At 74.1% G+C, this 6,559-nt stretch carries 5 protein-coding genes; 2 read left to right on the forward strand and 3 right to left on the reverse strand.

All coding sequences use genetic code 11. From position 1 onward, the window contains the following. Positions 1-41: 41 nt before the first annotated feature. Positions 42-1,613: a methyl-accepting chemotaxis protein gene (locus ABD352_RS02850; protein ID WP_344610598.1), complete on the forward strand. Its 1,572-nt coding sequence runs from the start codon at positions 42-44 to the stop codon at positions 1,611-1,613. A gap of 255 nt (positions 1,614-1,868) precedes the next feature. Beyond that, positions 1,869-2,555 carry a gamma-glutamyl-gamma-aminobutyrate hydrolase family protein gene (locus tag ABD352_RS02855; RefSeq protein WP_344610599.1) on the forward strand — a complete coding sequence of 229 codons (687 nt, stop codon included), beginning with the start codon at positions 1,869-1,871 and terminating at the stop codon, positions 2,553-2,555. Here the strand turns inward: ABD352_RS02855 and ABD352_RS02860 are convergent. The 3 genes from ABD352_RS02860 to argS form a co-directional block, all read right to left on the reverse strand. Beyond that, positions 2,552-4,597, reverse strand: a complete 2,046-nt coding sequence (locus ABD352_RS02860) for an ATP-binding protein (protein WP_344610600.1) — start codon at positions 4,595-4,597, stop codon at positions 2,552-2,554. The genes ABD352_RS02855 and ABD352_RS02860 overlap by 4 nt on opposite strands. Positions 4,598-4,649: 52 nt before the next feature. Beyond that, complete coding sequence (locus ABD352_RS02865; protein ID WP_344610601.1) at positions 4,650-5,162, reverse strand: hypothetical protein; 513 nt, start codon at positions 5,160-5,162, stop codon at positions 4,650-4,652. Positions 5,163-5,230: 68 nt separating this feature from the next. Further along, positions 5,231-6,559, reverse strand: a 1,329-nt coding sequence (argS, locus tag ABD352_RS02870; RefSeq protein ID WP_344610602.1) for an arginine--tRNA ligase, incomplete at its 5' end; no start/stop codon positions are given.

A 6,559-nucleotide genomic window follows, 5' to 3' on the forward strand; every position in this document is an offset into this window, starting at 1 on the left:
TCAGACCGCCGGGGAGGTATCTGCTGCAGGAGGACACGAGCATGCGCTGGTTCGACGATCGGCCCGTCGCGGTCAAGATCCTGATGACCTGCGGCCTGTTCACCGTCGCCGCCGTCGTGGCCGGCTTCGTCGGCGTCTCCAGCCTGGCCACCGTCTACGCGCACGGCGAGGCCATCGAGCAGCAGAACCTCCGCCCGTCGCTGCAGCTGGCCAGCCTGCGCGCGGAGGCGCTCACCGCCCGCATCGCGATCCGCGACGTGGCCCTGTCGCCGGACAAGGCGGCGGCCGAGCAGAAGCTCAACACGGCCGACAACGCCGTGGCCGCGGGCGCCGCCGCCTACCTGCCCAACGCGACCGACCCCGGCGCGGTGCGGGAGTTCGAGGCCGACTGGGCGCAGTACATCCAGGTCCGCGACGGCGAGCAGTTGCAGGCCGCGCGCAACGGCGACCTCGTCACCTTCGACAAGGTGGCCACCGACAAGGCCAACGCGCTCATGGCCGAGGCGATGAGCGCCCTGGACACCGCGGCCAAGGCCGAGTCCGACGAGGCGACCGCCCGCGTGGCCGCGGCCCGCCAGGACTACCACCGGGCCACCGCCATGCTCGTCACCGCGCTCGGCGCCGGCGTGCTGCTCGGCGCCGCGCTCGCCGCCTACACCGTGCGGCGCATCGTCGTGCCGCTGCGCCGGGTCGGCACGGTGCTGTCCGCGATGGCCGAGGGCGACCTGACCGGGCTGGCCGCCACCGGGGGCCGCGACGAGATCGGCCGCATGTCCGACGCGCTGGACGCGGCCACCGCCCGCACCCGGGAGACCGTCCGCGAGGTGGCCGGCACCGCCGCCGGGGTGGCCGGCGCGGCCGGTCGGCTCGCCGCGACCAGCGAGGAGATCGCCACCACGGCCGAGACCACCTCGACCCGCTCGGACGAGGTCGCCGCCTCGGCCGGCCGGGTGGCCGGCAACGTGCACAGCGTGGTCGCCGGCGCCGAGGAGATGTCCGCCTCCATCCGCGAGATCGCCCAGTCGGCGGCCCAGGCCGCGAGCGTCGCCGCCGCCGCGGTCCGCGCGGCCGAGACGGCGTCGGGCACGGTGGCCCAGCTGGACGGCTCGTCGACCGAGATCGGCAACGTGCTCAAGCTCATCACCTCGATCGCCGAGCAGACCAACCTCCTCGCCCTGAACGCCACCATCGAGGCGGCCCGGGCGGGCGAGGCCGGCAAGGGCTTCGCCGTGGTCGCCAACGAGGTGAAGGAGCTGGCCCAGGAGACGGCGAAGGCCACCGAGGGCATCGCCGGCCGGGTGGGCGCCATCCAGGCCGACGCGCGCGCCGCGGCCACCTCGATCGGCGAGATCAGCACGGTGATCGGCGAGATCAGCCAGTACCAGACCACGATCGCGGCGGCCGTCGAGGAGCAGACGGCGACGACCGGCGAGATCAGCCGCAACGTCGCTCAGGCCGCGGTCGGCACGGACGAGATCGCCTCCACCATCAAGGGGGTGGCCGAGGCGTCGCGGACGACGAGCGGCGGCATGGGGCAGTCGCGCACGGCGACCGCGGAGCTGGCCACGATGGCCGGTCACCTGCAGCAACTGGTCGGACGATTCCGATACTGAGATGCCGCATGGCTCCGGTCCGTGCAACCAGGGGCCGTTGCTCCCGTCAGTGACCGGTCGGCCCCTGGGGGGCCTCCCTGCCAGGTCCGCGGTGCCAAGAACCAGCACAACGACTGCGTCGGCCCGATGCTCGAGGAACGCCGGATGTTGTAGGTTTCGGCTTCCGGTCGTGGTCGAAGGAGCGTCATGCCTCAAGCAGAGTCCTCCCCAGCAGCTGCCGCGAGGCGCCGGGGCCGGCTTGTCGCGTCCTATTCGATGGATGCGGCGCAGAGCTCCGACTGGCTCAGGCAGTTCCTGCACACCCTGGCGAAGAACGCGGCCTCAGCGGCGGAAGCGGCCGGAGCGGAGGTCACGTTCGTAGACGCGGCCCGTCCGGCCGGCGATCCGGCGGAGCTGGTGCGCGACGCGGACGGCGTCCTCATCCTCGGCGGCGGTGACCTGGATCCCGCCACCTATGGACAGCAACGCCGGGTGAAGAACCTTTACGGCCTCGACGCCGCCGCCGACGCCTTCGAGCTCGGACTGGCCCGGGCCGCGCTCGGCTCCGGTCTGCCGATTCTGGGAATCTGCCGCGGCATGCAGGTGCTCAACGTTGCCGCAGGCGGGTCGCTGATCCAGGATCTGGGCCCCGGGACGGTGCACAACGTTCAGTCGGACAACTCGACGATGACAACGCACGGCATCGAGATCATCCCGGGCACGCTGTTGAGCGGCATCTACGGGCGTGCGACGCTGCAGGTCCGCTCCGGGCACCACCAGGCCGTCGATGCCATCGGTGCCGGCCTTCGGGTCAGCGCGACCGCGTCGGACGGAGTCGTCGAGGCTTTCGAGGGCACCGCGGGCTGGGCGCTCGGCGTGCAATGGCACCCCGAGGACCCCGATGGCGATCCTGAGCAGCTCGCCACGTTGATGCGGGCGTTCAGCGCGGCAATGGCAGGCTAGAAACCCAGCCGGGCCGCCACCGTCGCCGCGGCCGGGTGGTCCAGGCGCTCGTAGATGGCCAGGGCGCGCCGCCACAGGCCGATCGCCGGGGCGCCCTCCAGCGCGTCGCCCAGCCGCGTCGCGGTCTCGGCCTCGTCGAGCCGATCGCCCAGCTCGGCGAAGCGGTCCAGCGCGTCCCGGAAGCACTCCAGCGAGCGCTCCCGGTCGCCGAGCGCCGCGTGCACCCGCCCCAGGTGGGCGAGCGCGACGGCGTAGGCGTGCGGATCGTCCCCGTGCAGGCCCAGGGCCTCCTCGCCGTGGGCGACCGCCTCGGCCGCCCGGCCGGCCTGCGCGTAGTGCCAGGCGGCCGCGGCGTGCGCCGCCGCCGATCCGGGCCGGTCGCCGGCCCGGCGGAACAGGGCCAGGGCCAGCTCGTCGTGCACGATCGCCTCGGGGAAGCGGGCCATCGACTCCAGCAGCGCGGCGAGGTCCTGCCGGCACCGGGCCGCGGCGGCCGGGTCGCCCTGGGCCTGGAAGCAGTCGGCGGCCTCGCGCAGCCGGCGCAGCGCCGCCTCGTGCTGCCCCGTGCGCAGGTACGCGGCGGACTGCGCCCGCTGCGCCCGGGCCAGCAGGGCCGCGTCGCCGAGCCGCTCGGCGGCCCGGATCGCGATCTCCTGCGCGGCGATGCGGTCCTCCCAGCGCCCGGCCGCGTCGAGCTCGCCGTCGATGGCGTCGGCGATGCGCCAGGCGTCGCGGTACCGGCCGCGCCGCATCGCCATGCCCAGCACGGCGAGATCGTGGCCGCGCTCGACCAGCCGGTCCTGCATCGTCCCGCGCTCCTTGTCCCCGATCCGGGCGGCGGCGTGCTCGCGAAGGAGCGCGTGCATGGCGTACCGCCCGGGTCGCACCTGCGACACCAGCTGCGCCCGCACCAGCTCGGCCAGCGCGTCCACATCGGACGGTCCGATCAGGACGGCCGCATCGGCCGCGGACAGGTCCGGGCCCGGGTGCGCGCCGAAGCCGTGGAACAGCCGGCGCGCGGGCGGCGAGAGCAGCCCGTAGGACCAGTCGAACGCGCCGCCCTCGGCCAGGGCGTCGGCCGCGGCCGCCAGCGACAGCGACGGGTGCAGCGCGGCCCGGGCCGAGACGACGGCGAGCGCCATGGGCAGCCGGCCGCACTCGGTGATGATCCGGTCGACCGCCTCGGGCTCGGCCGCCGTGCGCTCCGCCCCGATCCGCCCGGCCAGGACCGCCCGCGCCTCGGTGCGGTCCAGCGCGCCCAGCACCAGGCCGGGCTCCTCCAGCCGGGACAGGTCGGCCCGCCCGGTGACCAGCGCGGCGCTGTCCCCCGCGGCCGGCAGCAGCGGCCGGACCTGGGCCGGGCCGGCGGCGTCGTCGAGCACGACCAGCACGCCGCGGCGGGCGGTCAGCGCGCGGTACATCCCGGTGCGCGCCGCCACCCCCAGCGGCATGTCCGCGGGCGCCACCCCGAGCGCCTCCAGCAGCATCCGCAGCGCCTCGGCGGCCGGCAGCGGGCCGTCCGGGTCGCAACCGCGCAGCGACACGAGCAGTACCCCGTCGGGGAACCGGTCGGCCACCCGGTGTCCATAGTGGATGGCGAGCGCGGTCTTGCCGACGCCGGCCGGGCCGCCGATGACGAGTGCCCGGGCGCCGGGCAGCAGCGCGTCGAGCCGGGCGATCGCGCCGGCCCGGCCGGCAAAGCCCGCGGGCGCATCCGGAAGCTGATGGTCCGTCGTCAGGGGCGTCGCGGCGACGCCGCTGCCGGACGGCACGGACTCGATCCGGGACCGCGCGGAGGCGAACGCTCCGCACTCGGCCGGGCTCGCCCCGAGCAGCCGCAGCAGCGCGTCGAGCCGGTCGGCCGGGGGCAGCGCCCGCCCGGCGAAGTACGCCCCGATGGCCGCGTGCGGCCAGCCGGTGCGCACGGCGAGCTCGCCGAAGGTCAGCGGCGAGCTGCGGACCCGGCTTGCCTGCCGGCGCCGCAGGTCGCGCAGGAGCCCTCCGAGCTCGTCCAGGGTGGAGACACCCGACGGATCTACCACGCCCGAGAGCCTGCCACAGCCCGGCAACGTTCGCCGGGCTGTGAGTGCGGGCTCACGCGTTGCAGGCCGTTTCGAGGTCACCGACCGCCGCCGAGATGTCGGTGGTCAGCTTGCTCATGTCGTTGATCGAGTTGATGTTCTTCAGGTAGTCGGGCGAGCCGAACAGCGCGATGCCGTCGGCCGCCTTGTCCAGGGCCGTCTGCAGCTTCGTGTCGGCCGCCTCGGCCTTGAGGTCGCGGGCCTGCTGGGCCAGGCCGTCGGCCAGTTCCTTGGCCTTGGCCATCGCCTGCTGCTCGGCCGCCTTGTTGCCCGACTGCCGGGCCTGGATCATGAGGCCGATCTGCGTGCCGATCGGCTTCGCCGCGTCCGCGGTGAGGATCGTCTTGGCCTTCTCGCAGACCTGCTTGGTGTTGGCCTGCACGTCCACGGTCGGGCTCGGGCTGGCGCTCGGACTGGGCGAGGTCGCGGCGCTGGACGCCGTCGTCGTCTTGTCGTCGGACTGCGAGCAGGCCGCCGAGGTGCCCACGAGCGCGGCAAGGATTACCACGGACAGTAGCCGTCGCACGATGAAATGCTCCTTGGGGTAGGGGTCCTCATCGCCGACGGTAACAGCGTCCGGCCAGTTCGGCGCGTTCACATCCGATCGGGCGTCCGGATCCCGACGAGATCGAGGCCTGTGCGCAGCGTGCGCGCGGCCAGCTCGCACAGCGCCAGCCGGCTGTCCCGGACCGGTTCCGGCGCGCGCAGCACCGGGCACGACTCGACGAACGTGGTGAACGCGGTGGCGAGCCCGTGCAGGTAGCCGGTGAGCCGGTGGAACTCGAGCGTCGCCCCGGCCTGCTCGACGGCGCCGGGGAAGCCGAGCAGCTCCACGGCGAGCGCGTGCTCCGCCGGCTCGGCCACCGCGAATGCGCCCGGGCCAAGCCCGTCCTCGGCCGCCTTGCGCAGGATCGAGCGGGCCCGCACGTGGGCGAACTGCAGGTACGGCCCGGTGTTCCCGATCAGCGACAGCATCCGGTCGACGTCGAAGACGCTGTCCTTGATCCGGTCGGACGACAGGTCCGCGTACTTGAGCGCGCCGATGCCGATCTCGGGCGCACTGGCCCGGGAGACCGCCTCGTCGAGCAGTTCCGTCAGTCGTACCGCATCCCCGTTCCGGCTGCGCAGCAGCTTGCCGTCGGGCCCGAGCATCGAGCCGAACGCCACGTGCTCGGCCCGCGCCGGCAGGTCCAGCCAGCCGGCCGCCCGGCCCACGGCGAAGACCATCTCCAGGTGCTGGCGCTGGGGCGCGCCGATGACGTAGAGCAGCCGCGTCGCCTTCAGCTCCTGCGTGCGGTACCGCAGCGCGGCGAGGTCGGTCGCGGCGTACCCGTAGCCGCCGTCGCTCTTGCGCACGATGAGCGGCAGCGGCTCCCCGTCGCGGCCGGTGAACCCCTCCGGGAACGCGCACTCGGCCCCGTCGCTCTCCCGCAGCAGCCCCTTGCCCCGCAGCTCCGCCACGACCCCGTCGAGCGCCGGCACGTACGTGCTCTCGCCCGCGAAGTCCTCCTCCTGCAGGCGCACGTCCATCCGGGCGTAGACGCTCATGAGGTACCGCCGCGAGATCTCCCCGAACGAGCGCCACACCGCGACCGTCCCGGGATCCCCGTCCTGCAGCAGGATGGCCCGCCGCCGGGACCGGGCCCGGAAGTCGTCGTCGGTGTTGAACCGCCGCCGCGCGGCCGCGTAGAAGCCGGTGAGGTTGTCCTCGTCCGGCTCGTTGTTGTCGAGTCGGTGCTCGATGAGCAGCCCGAAGTTGGTCCCCCAGTCGCCGAGGTGGTTCTGCCGGATCACCCGGTGCCCGAGGTACGTCAGCACCCGCACGGCCGCGTCCCCGATGACGGTCGAGCGCAGGTGCCCGACGTGCATCTCCTTGGCGACGTTCGGCCCCGAGTAGTCGACCAGCACCGTCTCGGGATCCAC

Source organism: Dactylosporangium salmoneum (assembly GCF_039532525.1).
Taxonomy (GTDB): Bacteria; Actinomycetota; Actinomycetes; order Mycobacteriales; family Micromonosporaceae; genus Dactylosporangium; species Dactylosporangium salmoneum.